Origin of the sequence: Mycobacterium sp. IS-836, from assembly GCF_001954275.1 — a bacterium.
GTDB lineage: Bacteria > Actinomycetota > Actinomycetes > Mycobacteriales > Mycobacteriaceae > Mycobacterium.
In genome coordinates this window covers 1-19,510 of sequence record NZ_MBEU01000071.1, presented here as the reverse complement: position 1 = coordinate 19,510, position 19,510 = coordinate 1, and the positions used below count along the sequence as shown (strand labels likewise).

Sequence of the window (19,510 nt, the reverse complement as noted above, 5' to 3'; positions counted from 1 at the left end):
GATGATCAACTCCGTTCATTTCTGCAGGATTCGATGCGGGACGAAGGCTGCGCCGTCGTCGGTGATCAGTCCGCCGGTCTCGCGGATGCCCAGCCCGGCCGCCGAATCGCCGACGATCCAGGCCCCCAGCGCGGGCCGCATGTCGTCGAACTCCGGCAACGGGTCCAGCAATTGGTAAACGAACCCCTCTTCGCCGTAGACCCCGCCGGTGGCGGTCTCCAATCCGGCGCCGACGACGGTGACGTTCGCTCCCTCGCGGCCGAGCTTGGGCTTGCGGACGTACTCGGTGAGCTCGTGCGGGTCGTCGATGTATGCGGGCAATAGGTTCGGGTGGCCCGGATACATCTCCCACAGCATGGCGAGGATCGCCTTGTTCGACAGCAGCGTCTTCCACAGCGGCTCGATCCACATCGTCTGCGGCAGGCTCGACACGACGTGGTGGCCGAACTCGTCGTCGAGCACCCATTCCCAGGGATAGAGCTTGAAGATCGCGTGTATCGGATCCTCTTCCAGGTCGACGAAACGCTGCAGCGCGGAGTCCCAACCCAGGTCCTCGATCATCAAGCCGACGGTCGAAAAGCCCGCCTCGGCCGCGGTTTCCTGCATGTAGGTGGTCGTGATCTGGTCTTCGCCGGTGGCCTCCACCCCGGACCAACTCAAGTGCAGCTCGTTGTTGGGCAGCAGGTCCCGCAACTGCTTCCAGCGGGCGACGAGCTGCTCGTGCAACGAGTTCCACTGGTCGTCGCCGGGGAACTTGTCCTTGAGCCAATACCACTGCAGGATGGCGGCTTCCAGCAGCGTCGTGGGTGTATCGGCGTTGTACTCGAGCAGCACCGCCGGCCGTCTCCCGTCGTAGCGCAAGTCGAAGCGGCCGTACACATGGGGGTCGGAGCGGCGCCACGATTCTGCGATCGGCTGCCAACTCCATTCCGGCAGGCCGAAATCCGCGTACCGCTCCATCAGCACCACCTGCTCGACGGCGTTCAGGCACATCGAGTGCAGCAGTTCGACGTCGGCTTCCAGCGCAAGAATCTCGTCCATCTCGAATTCGTAATACACCGACTCGTCCCAATACGGTCGGTCCGCGCCGCGGGCGTCACGGGCCGGTGTTCCGTACACCAGCCCCTGCGATTCGACGATCGACCGCCAGTTCGGCCGCGGCTTTTCCCTGCCACGCTTCACGAGCCGCTGCCCTTGCCGCCGCCGAGCTTGCCGCCCAGCCCGCCACGGGAAATGGTGGAGCCCGACTTGGTCTTGACCGTTGCGCCCTTGGGCGCGCTCGTCGTCCCACCGATCGGGCGCGAACCCACCGACCCCGAGCTGCCGTAGTAGTAGCGGTACTGGTGTCCGCCGTAGAAAAAGAAGCCGTTGAGGCCGGCCGTGTGATCGGTGCAGTAGCTGTCCGGCACGATCACCGGCTGGCCGTTCGGGTCATCCCGGACGCACTGGGCGGTCACGGTGGGCGTCGACAACGCCCAGTATCCCAGTGCCGCAACGACTCCCACCACGCCCACGGCGGCCGCGGAACCCATCAGCACCCGGCGCTGCCGGCGCCGCTTGGCTTCCGCTTCTAGTCGCGCCTCCTCGGCCTCCTGCTGCTTCTTGGCGAACTTCTCCCGCGCGCGCAACTCGGCTGGCGTTGCGGGGCGCGGCTTGGTCGTCGCCGCGTCCTGGAACTCCATGCTGCCGCCGGACGGGAACTGCTCGGAGTCGTCTTCCTCCGAGCTGGCGTCGTCGCCCTCGGGTGGCTCGACCGGCGCGGGCTTATCGCCGTCGGGCTCGCCGCCGTTCGGCGGCTTTTGATCCGCGGGCACGCGGGCAGTCTGCCACATTTGCTACCCGTGCGGGCGGTGAACTTCCCGGCCCGTCGGTCGCTAGTGCCACCAGCGTTCCAGCACCCGCCCGACCCCGTCGTCGTCGTTGGTCGCGGTGACCTCGTCGGCGGCGGCCCGCACATCCGGATGCGCATTCCCCATCGCCACGCCGTGCCCCGCCCACAGCAGCAGCGGCACGTCGTTGGGCATGTCGCCGAAGGCCACCACTTCGTGATCGGCGATGCCCAGCGGTTTGGCGACCTCCGCCACGCCGGTGGCCTTGCTGATCCCGAGCGGGACGACCTCCACCAGCCCGTTGTTGGTGGAGAAGGTGATGTCGCCCTCGATGCCGACATGCTTGGTCAGTTCGGCCGCCATATCCTCGCTGCGGGCACCGGCCTTGCGGATCAGCAGCTTGATCGCCGGGGCGCTGAGCAGGTCTTCGATCGACACCTCGGTGTTGTCCGGGTTGAGCCACGCGTGCTCGTAGCCCGGCGAGCTGATGAACTGAGGCGTTGCGGTGTCATGCGCGCGCTCACCGATCCGCTCGACGGCCAGGCCCACGCCCGGGATGGAGCGCCTCGCTATCTCGGCCAACTCGGCCAAGGTGTCGACGGACAGGGTGCGCGCGGACACCACCCGATCGGACGCGGGGTCGTAGACGACGGCACCGTTGGCACACACCGCCATTGGCGCGAACCCGAGGGCGTCGACGACCGGGCGTATCCAGCGCGGGGGGCGGCCGGTGGCCACGACGAACTGAGCGCCCTCGGCCACCGCGGCGCGTATCGCAGCGCGGGTGCGTGGGGAGATGGTTTCGTTTCCGTCGAACAAGGTGCCGTCGACGTCGCATGCGATGAGCGCCGGCAATGTTGGGTCGGTCAATGCAATCCGCTTTGGGGTTGCCCCGGCCTGGTCACGCCGTCGGTTCCGTGCCGCTTGATCCGCTCCTGCAACTCGGACAACCGGATCGCCTGGGAATCTTCCCGGCTGGGCGCGCTGCCTCCGAGGCGCCGCGGAACCCAGTACTCGCCCTCGGGGTGCGGATACTCCTCCTGCACTTGATAGAGCAACTCGTTCATCGCGGTGCGCAGTGCGACGTTGATTTGCTCCGGGGTGCCGCGAGGCGGCAGCGGCCGGCCGACCGCCACGGTGATCGGAACCTTGTTGCGCCACACCTTTTTCGGATGATCCTTGGGCCAAATCCGGTGCGCGCCCCAGACGACCACGGGAAGGATCGGCGCCTGGGCGTCCAGCGCCATCCGCGCGGCACCGCTCTTGAATTCCCTGAGCTCGAAGCTGCGGCTGATGGTCGCCTCCGGATGCATCCCGATGAGTTCGCCCTCGCGCAGCCGCTGCACGGCGACGTCGAAAGCGCCGTGTCCGCTCCTGCGGTCCACCGGGATGAGCCGGGCGTGCTTGATCACGTAGTTGACCGACTTCACCTCGCCCATCTCCGCCTTGATCATGAAGTACATGCGACGGCCGCGTTCCTTAACGGCGAGCATCGTCGGAAGCCAGTCCAGATAGCTGGTGTGGTTCTGGGCGAGTATCGCGCCGCCGCGCTGCGGAATGTTCTCCAGGCCGCGGTAGCTGAATTTGGTTCCCTGCATCGCGACGACCGGCGGGACGATCAATTCGCCGAACCGGTAAAAGGCGTTTGCCATGTCCTTCTCCTTCGCCCTACCGCGATCGATGCGGGGTATGGTTTGCGGCCTTGTCGGCCAGTCGGGCCGCGGCCTCGTCGGCTTCGATCTGAGCCGCCTCGGCCAACGTCGGTGCGCCACCGCCCAGCCGCCGCGGCACCCAATAGGCGCCGGGCGGACGCGGATACCCGTGCTGGGCCCGATCCAGCAGCGCGCTCATCGACTCGCGAAGCGCGGCGTTGGTTCGCGCCATGTCGTCGGCGGCTCGCAGCGGCGGTCCCACCTGCACGATCACCGGCACCTTGTGGCGGCCGATGTGTCGCGGGTGGTCCTTGGTCCAGATCCGCTGCGCGCCCCAGACGATCACGGGAACGATCGGGACATCCGCTTCGAGGGCCATGCGGGCGGCCCCGGTCTTGAATTCCTTGAGCTCGAAGCTTCGGCTGATGGTGGCCTCCGGGTAGACCCCGACCAGCTCCCCCTCGCGGAGCCGCTGTACGGCCACCGCATAGGCGGCGGCTCCGGCGTCTCGATCGACGGGGATGGTCTTCGTGTGCTTGATCAGGAAGTTGACGACCTTCACCCGTTGCATTTCCGCCTTGATCATGAACCGCAGTCGGCGGCCGCGGCGGTGCATGGCCAGCGCGGCCGGCAGAAAGTCGACATAGCTGGTGTGATTGATCGCGACGACCGCGCCGCCGCGGGCGGGAACGTTCTCCTCGCCGCGGTAGGTGATCTGCGTACCCGTCGCCATCACGACCAGCTGCGCCATGATCTCGAGCGTGCGGAAGGTCGGCTCCACCATCGATTACGACTCCGACGCTCCTGCGGCCTGGGCGCGACGGGCCGCCCGCGCGGCCGCCTCCTCGGCCTCGATGCGGGACGCCTCGGCCAACGACGGAGCGCCGCCGCCCAGCCGGTGCGGCACCCAGAACTCCCCGGCGGGATGCGGCCCATACTGTTCCTGCGCCCGCTCCAGCAGGTGTTGCATGCGCGAGTGCAGCAGGCCCTTCAAATCCTCGATCGCCAGCGTCGGCGCGATAGGTTCGCCGACCAGCACCGTGATCGGTACCTTCGGGCGAAGCAGCTTCTTGGGATGGCCCTTGGTCCAGATCCGTTGCGCACCCCAGACGATGTGCGGAACGATCGGCACGCCGGCCTCGACCGCCATCCGGGTGGCCCCCGACTTGAACTCCTTGATCTCGAAACTGCGGCTGATCGTGGCTTCGGGGTACACCCCGACCAGCTCGCCGTCCTTCAGCATCCGGACGGCTTCTTCGTACGACGCGGCCCCATCCAGCCGGTCCACCGAGATGTGCCGCAGGCTGCGCATGATCGGCCCGGTGATCTTGTGGTCGAAGACCTCCTGCTTGGCCATGAATCGCACTTTGCGGCCCAGGCCCTGCTTGTAGGCGGGCAAACCGGCGAAGGTGAAGTCGAGGTAGCCGGTGTGGTTGATCGCGACGACCGCCCCACCGCTGGTCGGCAGGTTCTCGACCCCGGACACGGTGATCTTCAGGCCCTGGATGCGCCAGACCAACCGGGCAAGCTGGATGACAGTCCCGTATACCGGTTCCACAGCCATTCAGCGTAATGCTCCCGCCTGTGCGCCGGGCCCCGGCAGCGGCCCCACGCTAAACTTGGGACGATCCCCAGAACCCCGAGAAAGGCATTTGTGCAGGTCACGAGCGTAGGTCACGCCGGATTTCTGATCCAGACCCATGCGGGCAGCATCCTGTGTGACCCCTGGGTGAACCCGGCCTACTTCGCATCCTGGTTCCCGTTCCCGGACAACAGCGCACTGGACTGGGACACGCTCGGCGACTGCGACTACCTCTACGTCTCGCACCTGCACAAGGACCACTTCGACGCGAAGCACCTCAGCGCGCACGTCAACAAAGACGCCGTGGTGCTGTTGCCCGACTACCCGGTGCCCGACCTGCGAAATGCGCTGCAGGAGTTGGGCTTTCACAGGTTCTTCGAGACCACCGACTCTGTCAAGCACCGGATCACCGGCCCGAAGGGCGACCTTGACGTCATGGTCATCGCGCTGCGCGCGCCCGCGGACGGCCCGATCGGCGATTCGGCGCTGGTGGTTTCCGACGGCGCCACAACGGTTTTCAACATGAACGATGCGCGGCCGGTGGATTTGGATGTGCTGACATCCGAGTTCGGGCACATCGACGTGCACCTGCTGCAGTACTCGGGGGCGATCTGGTACCCGATGGTCTACGACATGCCGGCCCGCGCCAAGGAGTCGTTCGGCACCCAGAAGCGGCAGCGCCAAATGGACCGTGCCCGCCAATACATCGCCCAGGTGGGGGCGACCTGGGTGGTGCCGTCGGCGGGGCCGCCGTGCTTCCTGGACCCGGAGCTGCGCCACCTCAACGACGATCACGGCGACCCGGCCAACATCTTCCCCGACCAAATGGTGTTCCTCGACCAGATGCGCAGCCACGGGCACGATCGCGGTCTGCTGATGATTCCCGGATCGACCGCGGACTTCACCGGCACGGAACTGAACTCACTGCGCCACCCGCTACCCACCGCCGAGGTGGACGACATCTTCACCACGGGCAAGGCGGCCTACATCGCCGACTACGCCGAGCGGATGGCGCCCGTCCTGGCAGCCGAGCGGGCCAGCTGGGCCCCCGCCACCGGCGAGCCGCTGCTGGACGGGCTGCGCGCGCTGTTCGAGCCGATCATGCTGCAAAGCGACGAGATCTGCGACGGCATCGGCTACCCCGTCGAACTGGTGATCGGCCCGGAGACCGTGATCCTGGACTTTCCGAAACGTGCCGTGCGCGAACGGATTCCCGACGAAAAGGTCCGCTATGGTTTTGCGATCGCGCCCGAGCTGGTGCGCACGGTGCTGCGCGACCACGAGCCAGACTGGGTCAACACCATCTTCCTGTCGACCCGGTTCAGCGCATGGCGGGTCGGCGGTTACAACGAATACCTCTACACCTTCTTCAAGTGCCTTACCGACGAACGGATCGCCTATGCCGACGGCTGGTTCGCCGAGACCCACGACGACTCCGCCTCGGTCACCCTGGACGGCTGGGAGATTCAGCGCCGCTGCCCGCACCTGAAGGCCGACCTATCGAAATTCGGTGTGGTGGAAGGCAACACGCTGACCTGCAACCTGCACGGATGGCAGTGGCGTCTGGACGACGGCCGGTGCCTGACCTCGCGGGGACATCAGCTGCGGAGCTCCCGGGCATGAGCGAGACGTACGACGACGGCCTGGTCCAGCTGGACCGCAGGGCGATCACGTTGCGCCGCTATCACTTTCCCTCCGGTACGTCCAAGGTGATCGCGTTGGACACGATCCGCGGGTACAAAGTCGAATCGCTGGGCATGTTCATGCAGCGGTTCCGCATCTGGGGCAGCTCCGACTTTCGTCGCTGGCTGCCGCTGGACGTGCAACGGCCACTCAAGTCGACGTTGATCACCCTGGACGTCCCGGGAACCTGGCCGAGCCCCGCGTTCACGCCGGCGCGACCGGACGAGTTCACCGCACTGCTCGACGTGTTGCTGAGCGGGCTGGGTTAGTACCAGCGCGCCGAACGTGCACTCACGGCGAGATTTTGGTCATTTTTTCGCACTGAGTACACGCTCGCCGAGAGTCTAGCGGTCGGCCAGCGCAGCGAGAGCGGCGTTGTAGCCGGGGATGAACGTGATTCCCGGCCCGCCATGGCAGCCCGCGCTGCCCAGGTACAGTCCCTCGATCGGGATCGGCTGACCGAGAAAGCCTTTCGGGCCGGGCCGGTTCGGGCCGATCTGATTGGGATTCAGCAGCCCGTGGCAGAAGTCGCCGCCCGGGGCGCCGAACATCACGCCCATGTGCCTGGGCGTGAAGGTGGTGTGCCGGATGATGCTGCGTTCGAAATTCGGTGCGAGCCGGGTGATCTTGTCTATCACCCGCTGACCCATTTCGACCTTTGCCTTGCCATAGTCGGCGCTGCCCTCGATGGGGAACCACATCGCGAACGCCGATGCGGCGTGCTTGCCCTCGGGCGCGAGGTCCGGGTCGTTCTGCGACGGGATCTGCAACACCACCGTCGGGTCGGCCGGAACGATCCCACGCCGGGCATCCTCCCACTGCTGCTGGACTTCCTCCGGCGTGCAGAACAGACCGAGCGAGGCCTGCATGGCCGGATCGTTGAGGGCCTCGTACGGCGCGCTGAACGCCGGGGCTTCGTCGAGCGCGAAGTGCATCTGCAGATAGCTGCCGCGGTGATCGATGCGCGCATAGCGTTCCCGGATGTCGGCCGGCAGCGCGGCCGGATCGATCAGCTCGTTGAGCGTGACATCGGGCGCGATGCCGGAGACGACGATCGGAGCCGTGAGCGTCTCCCCGGCCTCGGTTCGCACCCCGCTCACGCGGCCGTCGGCGACGACGATCTCGGTCACCTTGGTGCGCAGCCGGACTTCGCCGCCGTGGCTCTCGAGCAGTGTGCACAGGTGCGCGGTGAGCGCACCGATGCCGCCGCGGAGCTTCTTCATCTGCATGGTGTTCCCGTCGGGAACGCCCAGCCCGAAGGCCAGTGCGGCCGCGCTGCCCGGCGTCGACGGCCCGCGGTAGAGGGTGTTGACGGCCAGCACCGTCATCGAGCCGCGCAGGGCGCCGTGCTTCTCGCGGTCGGGGAGATAGCGGTCCAAGATGTCGGTAACCGAACCGAACAGCATGTCATCGATCGCCGAGCGTTCGAATTCGTTTGTGGCGCAGGCATACATCTCGTCGAGGGTCTTGGGCGGCGCACCCGCGTCGAAGCGGCCGAGTGCCCGCGTCGGCGCCTGGCTCCAGGCCATCAGCCCCGCCATGCCGTTGACCGCGTCGGCCCCGTGCACCTCGTTGAGGTGAGTGAACAGCTTGACCGGGTCGCTGTATTGGACCAGCGGGTCGTCGCCCACACCGCGCACCGCCACCGACATCACGTCCAGGTCGATGGTCTCCAGGGTGTCGAGGCCGAGTTCCTCGACGACCACCGAAGCCGTCGGGAATTGCACCGAGCCCGCGATCTCGAACTGATACCCGTCGAACAGCTCCACCGTCGAGGCCATCCCACCGGCGTACAGCTTGGGGTCCACGCACACGGTCCGCAGGCCCGCCTTCTGCAGCAACACCGCCGCGGCCAGGCCGTTGTGCCCGGCGCCGATAACTATCGCGTCATATCCAGTCATGTCCGTCCCTCCGCACGCAGGCTGACACGGACGCAAAGTTTTGTCAATTATGACGAAACTTTGTCGGGTGCCCAGGCATCGGTGATGCCGGCGCGCAGCGACTCCAGCGCCGTGTGGGAGACCCGCGCCAGTTCCCCCAGGGACCGGTCGTCGCCGAGCATCCAGACCTCCATAGCACCGAAGACGGCGGCTGCGATGCAGCGCGCGGTCACCGCGATGCGCAGCCGCTCGTCCGTCGTCCGGTGCCCCGTCCGGCCACGGCGCTGCAGCTGCGCCTGGATGGCGTCGGCGAAGTCGGCCTGGACTTCCTGGATGTGCCGGACGATGCGGCCCGGGTCCAGCTCGCCGCCCCGCAGCGCGGCGATTTTGGTAACCGCTTCAACGTCATACGGAAACGCGAAGATCGCGGCCTGCACCGAATCGATGATCGGTTCGCCGGCCGGCCTGTCGTTGAGCGCGGCGCGAAACCAGTGCAGCCCGGTGAAGTCGGCAAACAGCAGATCGTGCTTGGAGCGGAAATGGCGATAGAACGTCCGCAGCGACACCCCGGCGTCCGCCGCGATCTGTTCGGCCGACGTTTCCTCGACCCCCTGGGCCAGGAATCTCACCACAGCGGCCTGGCGCAGCGCTTCGCGCGTGCGCTCGCTGCGCGCCGTCTGAGCGGGCCGGACCATGCCAGTAAGGTACCCCTTCACGTTGTGTCAATATTGACAAAACTTCGGAACACGAGCGAGACTTCGCCCATGGTCTCGCTACTCTCGCACGCGGTACTTGGACTGGCGGTCATCGTCTGGATCGTCAGGGCCAACTCAAAGGTTTTCGCCCGCCCCGCCACCGGCCCCGTCTTCTCGCCGATGGAAATCGTGTACTACGTCGTCGGCATCGCGTCGGTCGGGCTCGGTTGGTATTTCAACATCACCTACGTGGAGGAATACTCGCATGGGGGATCGACCAATCCGCTGTGGGGCGAACACGGCAGTTGGGTCGAATACATGAAGTTGATGTTCACCAACCCCGCCGCCAGCTCGGCCAGCCAGGACTACACGATCGCGAATGTCATTCTGCTGCCGCTTTTTACGATTGTCGACGGCTATCGCCGGGGCCTGCGGCACCCGTGGCTGTACTTCGTGTCCAGCCTGTTCACCAGCTTCGCGTTCGCGTTCGCCTTCTACTTCGCGACCATAGAGCGCCAGCGCCGCCACGAGCAGGCCCGCGAGCCGGTGAGCGCTTAGGCCCCGTTACGCGGCAAGCGGTTTGATCGCCCGCCATCTCTGTCGGCCGCCCTTGGCGTCGACCCGGATGTCGGTGAATCCCGCCGCTCGAAGCCGCCGGCGGAGATCCGGCGGCGCGATCGGGTTGTAGGTGTCGGCGATGTGGATCAGCCGAAATGTCAGCGACGGCACACCGTCGCTGCCGGCGAAGGTACCCCCCGGTTGCAGCACCCGGAAAGCCTCGGCGAACAGCTGATCTTGCAGCCGGGCGCTGGGCACGTGGTGCAGCATCGTGAAGCACACCACCGACGAGAAGTGGTCGTCGGGCAGCCCGGTGCTGCTGCCGTCGGCGTGGATGATGCGCGCCCGTTCGCCATAGCGGCGGTTCAGGTCATCGGCCATCGAACGGTCGACTTCGACGGCGGTGAGCGAGTCGGTCCGGTCCAGGAGGGCGCGTGTCGTCGCGCCGTAGCCTGGGCCGATTTCCAGTGTGCGCGAGCCTAATTCGACGTCGCTCAGCGACCAGGGCAGCAACTTGTCGGCCACCATCTTGGCCCAGTCCGCCGAGCTACACCGGCGCCGGTGAAGGAGATTCATTGCCATACACAGAACGCTAGGCGGACGCCAAGGTTGCGGGCTTCCGATATTCTGTCGAGTTATGTCGGAAAACCGCCATCACGGGAGGGCCACGTCGTCGCAGTCGCTCGCGCCCGGCGCGCGAATCGAGCGCCACTGTCATCCCCTGCACCAGATCGTCTACCCGTCCTCCGGTGCGGTGTCGGTAACCACCCCCGCGGGAACCTGGATCACGCCAGTGAATCGCGCCATCTGGATACCGGCGGGCTGCTGGCACGAGCACAAGTTTCACGGCCAGACGCAATTCCACGGGGTCGCCCTGGACCCGCGCCGCTACCGTGGCGGTCCGGCAACACCGACCGTGCTCGCCGTCAATCCGCTGATGCGCGAACTCATCATCGCCAGCTCGCAGACAGACGGCACCGACACCGACGAACACCACCGGATGCTGGCCGTGCTGCACGATCAGGTGCGGGACTCGAACATCCATGAGCCACTGTGGATTCCGACACCGGTCGACAGCCGCCTGCGCCAAGCGTGCGCGCTGATCACCGACAACCTGACCGAGCCGCTGACGTTGCAGCAAATCGGCCGTCGGATCGGCGTCAGTCAGCGCACGCTGAGCCGCCTGTTCAGCGACGAGCTGGGCATGACGTTCCCGCAATGGCGCACGCAATTACGCCTGCATCACGCACTGATGCTGCTCGCCGACCGCCACGACGTGACCTCGGTGGCGCTGCAATGCGGCTGGGCCACGCCCAGCGCCTTCATCGACACCTACCGGCGCGCGTTTGGGCATACCCCGGGCGCGCGCCGCGCTTGATCAATGGTGGCGACCCGCTTCGCCCGGCTCCGCCGCGCTTGCGATCGCCACTAGCCGGCGGGCTCCAACACCTCGGTGCCGACGAAGGGAACCAGCGCGTCGGGGACCCGGACGCTGCCGTCGGGCTGCTGGTGGTTCTCCAGGATCGCGACCAGCCACCGGGTGGTGCCCAGCGTGCCGTTGAGGGTCGCCGCGATCTGCGGCTTGCCGTTGTCGTCGCGGTAGCGGGTGGCCAGCCGGCGCGCTTGAAACGTGGTGCAGTTCGACGTCGACGTCAGCTCGCGGTAGGCCCCCTGCGTGGGAACCCACGCCTCGCAGTCGAACTTGCGCGCGGCCGACGAGCCGAGATCGCCTGCGGCCACATCGATTACCCGATACGGCACGTCGATGAGCGCCAGCAGGTCGCGCTGCCAGCCCAGCAGCCGTTGATGCTCCGCCTCGGCGTCGGCGGGTGTGCAGTAGACGAAGCCCTCCACTTTGTCGAACTGATGCACCCGGATGATGCCGCGGGTGTCCTTGCCGTAGCTGCCGGCCTCGCGGCGAAAGCACGACGACCAGCCGGCGTAGCGCAGCGGGCCGCCGGACAGGTCCAGGATCTCGTCGGCGTGGTAGCCGGCCAGCGGTACCTCGGAGGTGCCGACCAGGTAGAGGTCGTCGGCTTCCACCCGATACACCTCGTCGGCGTGGGTGCCCAGAAATCCGGTGCCCGCCATCACTTCTGGGCGCACCAGCACCGGCGGGATCATCGGGATGAACCCGTTGTCGACGGCTAGCCGCAGCGCCAGTTGCAGCACGCCCAGCTGTAACAGCGCGCCCCGACCGGTCAGGAAGTAAAACCGCGAACCGGACACCTTGGCGCCGCGTTGCATGTCGATGAGGCCCAGTGCCTCACCGAGTTCCAGGTGGTCCCTAGGGTTTTCGATCGCCCGGGCTTCGCCGACGACGTCGAGGACCGCGAAGTCGTCCTCCCCTCCCGCCGGGACTCCGTCGATGATGACGTTGGAGATCGCCATGTGTGCCGCGGTGAACGCCGCCTCGGCTTCCGTCTGGGCGGTTTCGGCGGCCTTCACCTGTTCGGCGAGTTCTTTGGCGCGCGCGAGCTTGGCCGGCCGCTCCTCGGCCGACGCCGCGCCCACGCTCTTGCTCGCGGACTTCTGTTCGGCGCGCAGTGCGTCGCCGTTCGAAATCGCGGCACGGCGATTCGCGTCGGCCGTCAGCAGGGCGTCCACCAGCGCCGGGTCTTCCCCGCGGCTGAGTTGGGAACGGCGTACGGCGTCGGGGTCCTCGCGAAGCAGCTTCAGGTCGATCACGGCCTGAAGACTACTTTTGGCCCGGCGGCGGCGCCGCACAGCACCGCCGCAGACGATCACACGACGCTACATGCGCCACATCCGTCACGCGGCTCCGCGGCTCCTGTCAGAATGGAGCCGATGTTGGATACCCCCGAAGCGGAAGTCTCCCCGCCCGGCCCCGCCGCCGGCGAGGCGGGACAGCCGGCTGCCGCGTTCCGGTGGCCGCGCGGCTTGCAGGCGACCGCGACCAGGCGGGCGTTGCTCCTCTTCGCGCTCGGCGGCCTGCTGATCGCCGGGCTGGTGACGGCGATCCCGGTCGGCGGCGGGCAGGGGCGGCTGGCCGGCTACCTCGACAGCGGTCCGGTGCCCAGCACCGGGGCCAAGAGCGACGCCGCCTTCAACCGCGCCAAGAGTGGTGACTGCCTGATGTGGCCCGACATCACGCCGGAGTCGGCGAGCATCGTCAACTGCGCGGACGACCACAAGTTCGAGGTCGCCGAGTCCGTCGACATGCGGACGTTCCCCGGCTCGGAGTACGGGCCCAACGCGGCCCCGCCGTCGCCGGCGCGTATTCAGCAGATCAGCCAGGAGCAGTGCGAGGCAGCGGCGCACCGCTACCTCGGGCCCAAGTTCGATCCCAACGGCAAGTTCATCGTCAGCATGCTGTGGTCGGGTGACCGCGCGTGGCGCCAGGCCGGCGAGCGCCGCATGCTGTGCGGCCTGCAGCTGCCCGGGCTGAACAACCAACAGGCCGCGTTCAAGGGCAAGGTCGCCGACATCGACCAGTCCAAGGTCTGGCCCGCCGGCACCTGCCTGAGCATCGACCCGGCGACCAACCAACCCATCGACGTTCCCGTCGACTGCGCGGCGCCGCACGCGATGGAGATCACGGGCACGGTCAATCTTGCTGAGAGGTTCCGCGGTGCGCTGCCCGCCGAGCCCGAGCAGGACGCCTTCATCAAAGACTCCTGCACCAAGATGACCGACGCCTTCCTCGCGCCCGTCAAGTTGCGCACCACCACCCTGACGCTGATCTACCCCACCGTGTCGCTGCCCAGCTGGCAGGCGGGCAGCCGTGAGGTGGCCTGCAGCATCGGCGCCAGCCTGGGCAACGGGGGCTGGGCCACGCTGGTGAACCACGCCAAGGGGCAGCTGCTGATCAACGGTCAGGCCCCGGTCCCACCGCCGGACATCCCCGAGGAGCGGCTCACGATGCCGCCCATTCCGGTTCAGGCGCCGGAGCCCAGCTCGCCGCCGGACGCCATCCCGCCGAACAATCAGCACCTTCCGCAACAACAGCCGGTCGTGACGCCGCCCCGCGAGCCGGCGTCGCAGGCTCCGGCCACGCAGGCACCTCCGGAAGGCCCGCCGCCCCCGGCGGACGGCGGAGCGCCGCCACCGCCCCCTCCGGCTCCCGAGGCGCCACCGCCACCTCCTCCGCCGCCACCGCCGCCCGCACCGGAACCGCCGCCCGCGCCGGCCGCACCACCCGCGGGGTAACCGGTGGCCGTGCGGATGGATCCGCAGCGGTTCGACGAGTTGGTCTCCGACGCGCTCGACCTCATCCCGCCCGAGTTGACGGCGGCGATGGACAACGTCGTCGTGCTCGTCGAAGCCCGCCATCCCGAGGACACTGAACTGCTCGGCCTCTACGAAGGCGTGGCGCTGACCGAGCGGGACTCCGACTACGGCGGAGCGCTGCCCGACGCCATCACGATCTACCGCGAGGCGCTGCTGGACGTCTGCGAATCCGACGAGGAGGTCGTCGAGGAGGTGGCGATCACGGTCATCCACGAAATCGCCCACCACTTCGGCATCGACGACGACAGATTGCACGAACTGGGCTGGGCCTGACGGGCGCGGCATCCCGGATTTGTCCGCGCCGGGTGCTATGAACTCACTCATGAACACGGACTGCCGCGACTGCCGGGCAGGACTAGATCACTGCCACGGAACCATCATTCGCCATTGGCTGCATCGCTCGGAGTGCACCGAGCCGGACTGCGCCAGTCCCGAACTGTTGCCGCACGCGTTCGTCATCGACTGCGACGCCGTCGGCTGCGGCTGCGCCGAGGACTCGGTCGCCCTGGCCGTTTGATCGCCCCGTCAGCCCATCGGGTCGGTGCTTGACCGCACCGCGTCCGCGACCGGCGTGGCTTCGGGTTGCGGGTAGAACGGCGGCGTCAGCGTTCCCCACCGTACACAGCTCCACCGTCCGTCGGTGATCGGGGCCAACACCACCGACTGCGCGTTGTCCAGGTGGTTGTCCAGCGCGAAGTTTCCGTCCACTCCCGCCAGCACCGCGGAGGCCAGCCGGATCGCCGCGCCGTGGCTGACGACGACGATGTCGCCGTCCCACTCGTCGTCGTCGAGGTAGCGCATCCGCAGGTCGGTGAGCACCGGCACGTAGCGGTCCAACACCTCGCTGCCGGTCTCGCCGCCGGGCAGCGGCACGTCGAGTTCGCCGTGGTGCCAGCGGTCGTAGATGGCGTTGAATTCCGCGACGGCGTCGTCGTCGCTGCGGTCTTCCAGTTGCCCGACCTGCACCTCGTGGATGCCGGCGACCTCGTGCGCGGCGACGTCGAGCGCGGCACCGATCACCGCCGCCGTCTGCGACGCCCGGGTGGCGATCGAGTGCGTGATCATCGCCGGCCGGCCGGACCCGCGGGCGAACGCCCGCGCCTGGTCGCGGCCCTTCGGCGTCAGCTCGGCACCGGGCGGCCGGGTATCCAGCCGGCGCTCGACGTTGCCGTAGGACTGGCCGTGTCGCACCAGCACCAGACGACCGCTCATTGCGCAAACCCCGCCGCCGCATCCTGGGCCGGTTCCGATTTGCCCGCCCGCAGGCGCGCCAGCCAGCGTGATGCCTCGTCCGCCGGCGGCGGAACCACCCCGGCGGCCTCGCCCGTCGGCCACGAACCCAGGTATCGCACGTTGGCACAACGACGGTGCAGCGCCTTGAGTGCCTCGGCGACGGCGTCGTCGTCCACGTGGCCGACGCAGTCGGCGAAGAACAGGTAGGTGCCCAACTCGGTGCGGGTCGGCCGGGACTCGATCCGGGTGAGGTCGATGCCGCGGATGCCGAACTCGGCGAGGGCGCCCAACAGCGCCCCGGGTTGGTTGTCGACGCGCAACACTACCGACGTCCGGTCGGCGCCGGTGCGGGCCGGCGGCGGTCCCGGCAGTCCGGCCAGCACGAACCGCGTGCGGGCGTTGGGTTCGTCGACGACACCATCGGCCAGGGCCGCGAGCCCCCAATGCGCGGCGGCCAGCGGCGAGGTCACCCCGGCGTCGGCGTTGCCCTCGGCCACCTGTCGCGCGGCGTCCGCGTTGGAGTAGGCGGGTCGCAATTCGGTGTTGGGCAGGTGCGCGGTGAGCCATTGCCGCACCTGGGCCGCGGCCACCGGGAACGCCGCCACCGTCCCCACGTCGGCGGCGCTGCGCCCGGGTTTGACGACGATGCTGAACGCGACGTCCAGCGTGGTCTCGGCGAAAATCTGCAGCGGCGAACCGATGGCGAGGCTGTCCAGGGTGGCCATCACCGACCCGTCGATCGAGTTCTCGATCGGCACGCACGCGTAGTCGGCGTCGCCGTTGCGGACGGCGTCGAGCGCCGTCGGCGTGCTCTCGATCGGCAACCGGCGCAAGGCATCCGGCCCCTGGTCGGGAACCAGCCCCGCCGACGTCATCTGGAGCAGCGCCGCCTCGGTGAAGGTCCCTTCGGGACCCAGATAGGCAATGCGGACCACGCTCCAACCCTAACGGCGGCCACCGCCGAACAAGGCTTGCGGCGCCCCGTGATCTAAGTTAACTTAGGCTTGCCTAATTCGATTGGAGAATGATGTTACCGCTGACCAGTGCCGCGCCGACGACTGCCGAGCGCATTCGCAGCGCCTGCACCCGGGCCGGCGGCGCGCTCCTGGCCATCGAGAACGAGAACGCGCGCGAGGAACCCGTCGCCACGCCGGTGCATCACCTCATGCACGACGGGTCCTTCGCCGTGGCGCTGCCGGCCGACCGGGACGGCGGGGGCGCCGGCGTCGATGGTTCGCAGGCGCTGCTCGAGCTGACCGACTATGCGCCGCTGCCACTGCGCGAACCCGTCCGGTCCCTGGTGTGGGTTCGCGGCCGCCTGCAGCAGGTCCCGCCGGGCGCCGTGACAAAGGTCCTCGATCTGATTGCCACCGAGTGTCCGGATCCGGCATTGCTGCAAATCGATACCCCCCGGTCGATGCCTTCGGATGGGACGGATCAGCGGTATACGCTGCTGCGACTCGAGATCGCGTCCGTGGTGGTGACCGACGCCACCGGAGCCGAGGCCATCAGCGTGGCGGACCTGCTCGCGGCTCGCCCCGACCCCTTCTGCGAGGTCGAGTCGAGCTTGCTGTGGCACCTGGACAAGGCCCACGGCGACGTGGTCGCGCGGCTGGTGTCCCGGTTGCCGACGCCGCTGCGCCGCGGCCGCGTTCGGCCGCTCGGGCTGGATCGCTACGGCATGCGGTTTCGCATCGAAGGCAACGACGGCGACCATGACGTCCGGCTGCCCTTCCACAAACCGGTGGACGACATGGTCGGGCTGAGACAGGCGATCCGGGTGCTGATGGGCTGCCCGTTCATCAACGGGCTGCGCGCCCGCCGGTAAGTTATCTGGGTGACCGGCGACCGACCCTCACGACGGCCTGAAAACCCGGTCCCGCCGCGCCCGGCCCGCCCGGAGCCACCACAGGTAATCCACCGCGGTGCGCCGTCGCCGAGCGCCGAGACGGTGCCGCAGCGCCGGATGCCCGCGCCCGTCTCCCGTGTCAACGCCGCCGCCCCGCAACGCGTCGCACCGCACCCGTCCCAGCCCCCACCGCGACCCATCCCGCCGCGGACCGGCCGCAAGCGCGGCAAGCGCCGCTGGGGTCGGAGGTTGGCCCTTGGTCTGCTGATCGGCGCGCTGCTGGCCGGCGCGGGCCTCATCGGCGGGGCCATCTGGTTCGACAAAACGCTGCACCGCGCGGCGGTGCTCGCGGACTACCCCGACCGGCCCGCGGCCGGGCGCGGGACGAACTGGCTGCTCGTCGGCTCGGATAGCCGCGAGGGCCTTACCGCCGATCAGCAGCAGGATCTGTCTACCGGCGGCGACGTCGGCGCCGGTCGCACCGACACCATCCTGCTGGTGCATGTGCCGTCGTTCGGCTCGAGCACCCCGGCGACGATGGTCTCGATACCGCGCGACTCGTACGTGCCGATCCCCGGTCACGGCAGGGACAAAATCAACTCCGCGTTCGCGATGGGCGGGGCGGCCCTGCTGACTCAAACCGTGGAGCAAGCCACCGGCCTGCGCCTCGACCACTACATCGAGATTGGGTTCGGCGGCTTCGCCGCGCTGGTCGACGCGCTCGGCGGCATCACCGTGTGCCCCGTCGCGCCGATCACCGACCCACTGGCCGGCATTGACCTGCCCGCCGGCTGCCAGAAGCTGGAGGGCCGCAACGCGCTGGGGTATGTCAGGTCCCGCGCCACACCGCGGGCGGACCTGGACCGGATGGTCAACCAACGGCAGTTCATGTCGGCGCTGTTGCGCCGCGCGTCCAGCCCCGCCGTGTGGCTGGATCCGGTGCGCTGGTACTCGGTGCCGCGCGCGGCCGCCGACGCCCTGACCGTTGATCAGGGGGATCAGGTGTGGGACCTCGCCCGGCTCGGCTGGGCGCTGCACGGGACCACCACCTCGGTGACCGTCCCGATCGGTGAGTTCAGCAGCGGCGACACCGGCGCGGTGGTGGTGTGGAACCACGACGTGGCCGCCAAATTGCTCGACGCGCTGGCCTCCGACAGTCCGGTGCCCGGCGAGGCGCTGCAGGGACAGCAGTAACGACCGCCGTCGGCCGAACTAGTCGCCGACTCGGTCGGTGCGGGCGTTCTGCAACCAGGCCTTCGTGCGACCCGGGTGGTGCGTGGCCAGCCATGCCACCCCGACCTCCCGGCAGAAGTCGATGTCGTCGTAGTCGTCGACGTTCCAGCAGTAGACCGCCCGGCCCTGGGCGATGGAGCGGTCGACGAGTTGCGGATACTCCTTCAACGCCGCCAGCGACGGCCCGACGGCGGTGGCCCCGACCGCGGTGGCCGCGCTGCTGGCCAGGTACCGGGCGGTCTTGCCCAACAGCACCGTCGGCAGCATCGGCGCGGCCCGCCGGATCCGCCAGACCGCGGCCGCCGAAAACGACATCACCACCGCCCGGGACCGGGCGGCCGAGGCGGGCGCGGCGATGCCAAACCGGTGCAGCAGCGCCAACAACTTGCTTTCCACCAGCGAGCCATACCGAACCGGATGCTTGGTCTCGACGAACAGCTTCACCGGCCGGTGCCAGTCCAGAACCAAGCTGACGAGCGTGTCCAACGTCAGCAGGCTGGTATCGCCGTGCGTGCCGTCCGCACGCCAACTGTCGTGCCACGCACCGTATTCGAGCTCGCGCAACTGCTCCAGGGTCATCGTGCTGACCAGACCCGCACCGGTCGAGGTCCGATCCAGGCGACGGTCGTGGACGCAAACCAGATGCCCGTCGCGGGTCAGCCGCACATCGCATTCGACGCCGTCGGCGCCTTCCTTGAGCGCGAGATCGTATGCGGCCAGCGTGTGTTCGGGACGAGCGGCCGACGCCCCTCTATGGGCTACGACAAAGGGATGCCCGTCGAGCACCTCGTCGGCCCACGTCATACCCCTATGCTGCCGGTTCCTGCCCCTGCAACTCAACCTGACCGGACGACGCGGCCCCGGCGGGTCGATCGGGCTCCACCACGACCCAGCGATGCGCGGGCCGTTCGACCGGTTTGCGTACGAAGCCCTCGAAGACCCGGCCGGGGGGGGGGGGGGGGGGGGGGGGGGGGGGGGGGGGGGGGCGGCGGGGCGCGCGGCGCGGGGGGGGGGGGGGGGGGGGGGGGGGGGGGGGGGGGGGGGGGGGGCGGAGAGGGGGGGGGG

At 68.4% G+C, this 19,510-nt stretch carries 21 protein-coding genes and 1 pseudogene; 9 read left to right on the top strand and 13 right to left on the bottom strand.

Translation table 11 applies throughout. From position 1 onward, the window contains the following. Positions 1 to 15 precede the first annotated feature (15 nt). Genes A5747_RS19825 through A5747_RS19800 form a run of 6 tightly spaced genes read right to left on the bottom strand, consistent with a single transcriptional unit; the run spans position 16 to position 5,039 of the window. The gene (locus A5747_RS19825) at positions 16 to 1,182 is read right to left on the bottom strand and encodes a glutathionylspermidine synthase family protein (protein ID WP_076127425.1); all 1,167 of its coding nucleotides are present in this window, start codon (positions 1,180 to 1,182) and stop codon (positions 16 to 18) included. Further along, entirely contained in the window at positions 1,179 to 1,814 is a 636-nt protein-coding gene (locus A5747_RS19820; RefSeq protein WP_233148091.1) for a hypothetical protein, read from the bottom strand. The genes A5747_RS19825 and A5747_RS19820 overlap by 4 nt, the downstream gene beginning before the upstream one ends. Before the next feature lie 60 nt (positions 1,815 to 1,874). Further along, entirely contained in the window at positions 1,875 to 2,699 is an 825-nt protein-coding gene (locus A5747_RS19815; RefSeq protein ID WP_076127423.1) for a Cof-type HAD-IIB family hydrolase, read from the bottom strand. Beyond that, a complete protein-coding gene (locus A5747_RS19810; protein WP_076127420.1) occupies positions 2,696 to 3,481 on the bottom strand; it encodes a 1-acyl-sn-glycerol-3-phosphate acyltransferase in 786 nt (261 codons plus the stop codon). Before A5747_RS19810 ends, A5747_RS19815 begins: the two co-directional genes overlap by 4 nt. 16 nt (positions 3,482 to 3,497) lie before the next feature. Beyond that, the gene (locus A5747_RS19805; protein WP_076127417.1) at positions 3,498 to 4,265 is read right to left on the bottom strand and encodes a 1-acyl-sn-glycerol-3-phosphate acyltransferase; all 768 of its coding nucleotides are present in this window, start codon (positions 4,263 to 4,265) and stop codon (positions 3,498 to 3,500) included. Between the two features lie 3 nt (positions 4,266 to 4,268). Then, entirely contained in the window at positions 4,269 to 5,039 is a 771-nt protein-coding gene (locus A5747_RS19800; RefSeq protein ID WP_139333490.1) for a 1-acyl-sn-glycerol-3-phosphate acyltransferase, read from the bottom strand. A 96-nt stretch (positions 5,040 to 5,135) separates the two neighbouring features. Between A5747_RS19800 and A5747_RS19795 the strand changes: the two genes are divergently transcribed. Together A5747_RS19795 and A5747_RS19790 are read left to right on the top strand one after the other, a co-directional pair. After that, positions 5,136 to 6,686: an MBL fold metallo-hydrolase gene (locus A5747_RS19795; protein ID WP_076127412.1), complete on the top strand. Its 1,551-nt coding sequence runs from the start codon at positions 5,136 to 5,138 to the stop codon at positions 6,684 to 6,686. Next, positions 6,683 to 7,015, top strand: coding sequence for a hypothetical protein (locus A5747_RS19790; RefSeq protein WP_076127409.1), 333 nt, complete (start codon positions 6,683 to 6,685; stop codon positions 7,013 to 7,015). Before A5747_RS19795 ends, A5747_RS19790 begins: the two co-directional genes overlap by 4 nt. A 75-nt stretch (positions 7,016 to 7,090) precedes the next feature. On the opposite strand, the gene A5747_RS19785 is transcribed toward A5747_RS19790, so the two are convergent. Together A5747_RS19785 and A5747_RS19780 are read right to left on the bottom strand one after the other, a co-directional pair. Then, the gene (locus A5747_RS19785; RefSeq protein WP_076127406.1) at positions 7,091 to 8,647 is read right to left on the bottom strand and encodes an NAD(P)/FAD-dependent oxidoreductase; all 1,557 of its coding nucleotides are present in this window, start codon (positions 8,645 to 8,647) and stop codon (positions 7,091 to 7,093) included. Between the two features lie 47 nt (positions 8,648 to 8,694). Further along, on the bottom strand, positions 8,695 to 9,321 hold the full coding sequence (locus tag A5747_RS19780) for a TetR/AcrR family transcriptional regulator (RefSeq protein WP_076127403.1): 627 nt from the start codon (positions 9,319 to 9,321) through the stop codon (positions 8,695 to 8,697). Positions 9,322 to 9,390: 69 nt separating this feature from the next. On the opposite strand from A5747_RS19780, the gene A5747_RS19775 reads away from it, so the two are divergent. Then, positions 9,391 to 9,879, top strand: a complete 489-nt coding sequence (locus A5747_RS19775) for a DUF2834 domain-containing protein (RefSeq protein ID WP_076063076.1) — start codon at positions 9,391 to 9,393, stop codon at positions 9,877 to 9,879. Positions 9,880 to 9,885: 6 nt separating this feature from the next. Here A5747_RS19775 and A5747_RS19770 read toward each other — a convergent pair whose 3' ends face one another. Continuing rightward, positions 9,886 to 10,461, bottom strand: a complete 576-nt coding sequence (locus tag A5747_RS19770; protein ID WP_076127400.1) for a class I SAM-dependent methyltransferase — start codon at positions 10,459 to 10,461, stop codon at positions 9,886 to 9,888. Between the two features lie 55 nt (positions 10,462 to 10,516). On the opposite strand from A5747_RS19770, the gene A5747_RS19765 reads away from it, so the two are divergent. Next, positions 10,517 to 11,257 carry a helix-turn-helix domain-containing protein gene (locus A5747_RS19765; RefSeq protein WP_076127399.1) on the top strand — a complete coding sequence of 247 codons (741 nt, stop codon included), beginning with the start codon at positions 10,517 to 10,519 and terminating at the stop codon, positions 11,255 to 11,257. A 50-nt stretch (positions 11,258 to 11,307) separates the two neighbouring features. On the opposite strand, the gene serS is transcribed toward A5747_RS19765, so the two are convergent. Further along, positions 11,308 to 12,567, bottom strand: coding sequence for a serine--tRNA ligase (serS, locus tag A5747_RS19760; protein WP_076127397.1), 1,260 nt, complete (start codon positions 12,565 to 12,567; stop codon positions 11,308 to 11,310). Between the two features lie 120 nt (positions 12,568 to 12,687). Between serS and A5747_RS19755 the strand changes: the two genes are divergently transcribed. From A5747_RS19755 to A5747_RS19745, 3 genes and pseudogenes are all read left to right on the top strand, one after another. After that, a complete protein-coding gene (locus A5747_RS19755) occupies positions 12,688 to 14,049 on the top strand; it encodes a septum formation family protein (RefSeq protein WP_198938226.1) in 1,362 nt (453 codons plus the stop codon). A gap of 3 nt (positions 14,050 to 14,052) precedes the next feature. After that, positions 14,053 to 14,452 (top strand): annotated as a pseudogene (locus tag A5747_RS19750) (metallopeptidase family protein); the annotation flags it as partial. After that, entirely contained in the window at positions 14,453 to 14,647 is a 195-nt protein-coding gene (locus A5747_RS19745; protein ID WP_076127388.1) for a hypothetical protein, read from the top strand. An 8-nt stretch (positions 14,648 to 14,655) separates the two neighbouring features. Here A5747_RS19745 and A5747_RS19740 read toward each other — a convergent pair whose 3' ends face one another. Next, entirely contained in the window at positions 14,656 to 15,342 is a 687-nt protein-coding gene (locus tag A5747_RS19740; RefSeq protein WP_076127385.1) for a histidine phosphatase family protein, read from the bottom strand. Next, entirely contained in the window at positions 15,339 to 16,298 is a 960-nt protein-coding gene (gene pheA, locus A5747_RS19735) for a prephenate dehydratase (protein ID WP_076127384.1), read from the bottom strand. The genes A5747_RS19740 and pheA overlap by 4 nt, the downstream gene beginning before the upstream one ends. A 92-nt stretch (positions 16,299 to 16,390) precedes the next feature. Between pheA and A5747_RS19730 the strand changes: the two genes are divergently transcribed. Beyond that, positions 16,391 to 17,191, top strand: a complete 801-nt coding sequence (locus A5747_RS19730; protein ID WP_142245655.1) for a DUF2470 domain-containing protein — start codon at positions 16,391 to 16,393, stop codon at positions 17,189 to 17,191. A 9-nt stretch (positions 17,192 to 17,200) separates the two neighbouring features. After that, entirely contained in the window at positions 17,201 to 18,406 is a 1,206-nt protein-coding gene (locus A5747_RS19725) for an LCP family protein (RefSeq protein ID WP_076127378.1), read from the top strand. Positions 18,407 to 18,424: 18 nt separating this feature from the next. On the opposite strand, the gene A5747_RS19720 is transcribed toward A5747_RS19725, so the two are convergent. After that, positions 18,425 to 19,249, bottom strand: coding sequence for a glycerophosphodiester phosphodiesterase (locus tag A5747_RS19720; RefSeq protein ID WP_076127376.1), 825 nt, complete (start codon positions 19,247 to 19,249; stop codon positions 18,425 to 18,427). Positions 19,250 to 19,510: the final 261 nt, after the last annotated feature.

Bases quoted from the DNA above. Each gene is read 5' to 3' on its own strand.
- A5747_RS19810 (WP_076127420.1), bottom strand. From the start codon at position 3,481: ATGGCAAACGCCTTTTACCGGTTCGGCGAATTGATCGTCCCGCCGGTC.
- A5747_RS19805 (WP_076127417.1), bottom strand. From the start codon at position 4,265: ATGGTGGAGCCGACCTTCCGCACGCTCGAGATCATGGCGCAGCTGGTC.
- A5747_RS19790 (WP_076127409.1), top strand. From the start codon at position 6,683: ATGAGCGAGACGTACGACGACGGCCTGGTCCAGCTGGACCGCAGGGCG.
- A5747_RS19785 (WP_076127406.1), bottom strand. From the start codon at position 8,647: ATGACTGGATATGACGCGATAGTTATCGGCGCCGGGCACAACGGCCTG.
- A5747_RS19780 (WP_076127403.1), bottom strand. From the start codon at position 9,321: ATGGTCCGGCCCGCTCAGACGGCGCGCAGCGAGCGCACGCGCGAAGCG.
- A5747_RS19775 (WP_076063076.1), top strand. From the start codon at position 9,391: ATGGTCTCGCTACTCTCGCACGCGGTACTTGGACTGGCGGTCATCGTC.
- A5747_RS19770 (WP_076127400.1), bottom strand. From the start codon at position 10,461: ATGGCAATGAATCTCCTTCACCGGCGCCGGTGTAGCTCGGCGGACTGG.
- A5747_RS19765 (WP_076127399.1), top strand. From the start codon at position 10,517: ATGTCGGAAAACCGCCATCACGGGAGGGCCACGTCGTCGCAGTCGCTC.
- A5747_RS19755 (WP_198938226.1), top strand. From the start codon at position 12,688: ATGTTGGATACCCCCGAAGCGGAAGTCTCCCCGCCCGGCCCCGCCGCC.
- A5747_RS19745 (WP_076127388.1), top strand. From the start codon at position 14,453: ATGAACACGGACTGCCGCGACTGCCGGGCAGGACTAGATCACTGCCAC.
- A5747_RS19740 (WP_076127385.1), bottom strand. From the start codon at position 15,342: ATGAGCGGTCGTCTGGTGCTGGTGCGACACGGCCAGTCCTACGGCAAC.
- A5747_RS19730 (WP_142245655.1), top strand. From the start codon at position 16,391: ATGTTACCGCTGACCAGTGCCGCGCCGACGACTGCCGAGCGCATTCGC.
- A5747_RS19720 (WP_076127376.1), bottom strand. From the start codon at position 19,249: ATGACGTGGGCCGACGAGGTGCTCGACGGGCATCCCTTTGTCGTAGCC.